The following is a 742-nucleotide window of genomic DNA, read 5'->3' as shown; positions in this document are numbered from 1 at the left end:
ATGTGCATCTGGTCTCGCTGCTGCCGGAACTGGAACACTGCATCATTCCAAGCAAATTCTATGGCATCCTCGCGGCCGGGAGGCCGACGATCTTCGTTGGCGACCCTGATGGAGAGGTGCCGCGCGTTCTCAGAGCCAAGGGATGCGGCAGCAACGTCGAAATCGGAGAGATCGATAAGCTCTCCAGCACCATCGAAAAGCTCTGCGACGACCCGGATACCACGACAGCAATGGGGGATGCGGCACGGCGGCTGCTTTGTGCCGACTATTCCCGAGAAAAGGCGGCAGATGCCTGGGCAGTGCTGATCGCCGGGCTGCAGACTGTCGAGCCTTCCAGTCCCCCTATCGCTCAAGGTATCTCGTCATGAAAGACAAAGTCGTCGTCAGCCAGCTCGGCGCCCGCATGCATTATGCCGTACCGAGAATATTTGCATCCGCTGGCCGCCTTGCGCATTTTTACACCGATATATGCGCCACGAAAGGCTGGCCCCGGATCGTCAATTCGTTTCCGGCAACCCTTTATCCCGCACCTGTCAAACGGCTGGCCGGTCGGCTGCCAAAAGGCGTGCCGACAGCGCTAACGACGGTGTTTTCCAGCTTTGGCCTCCGTTCCGTGCTGCGCCACATGCGAACGAAAGACGTTGTGGAGGAAACCTCTCACGCGATCTGGGCCGGGTCGATTTTCTCCGAAATGGTGGCCCGGCGCGGCTTCCATGGCGCAGCTGGTCTCTACGCCTTCAGC

General features: G+C 59.6%; 2 pseudogenes. Both read left to right on the top strand.

From position 1 onward, the window contains the following. A pseudogene (locus AB4Z23_RS27435) lies at positions 1 to 368 on the top strand (glycosyltransferase family 4 protein); the annotation flags it as partial. Beyond that, a pseudogene (locus AB4Z23_RS27430) lies at positions 365 to 742 on the top strand (glycosyltransferase family 4 protein); the annotation flags it as partial. The pseudogenes AB4Z23_RS27435 and AB4Z23_RS27430, both read left to right, overlap by 4 nt.

Origin of the sequence: Agrobacterium sp. MCAB5 (assembly GCF_052114365.1) — a bacterium.
Taxonomy (GTDB): domain Bacteria; phylum Pseudomonadota; class Alphaproteobacteria; order Rhizobiales; family Rhizobiaceae; genus Agrobacterium; species Agrobacterium tumefaciens.
This window is presented reverse-complemented; position numbering and strand designations above follow the sequence as displayed.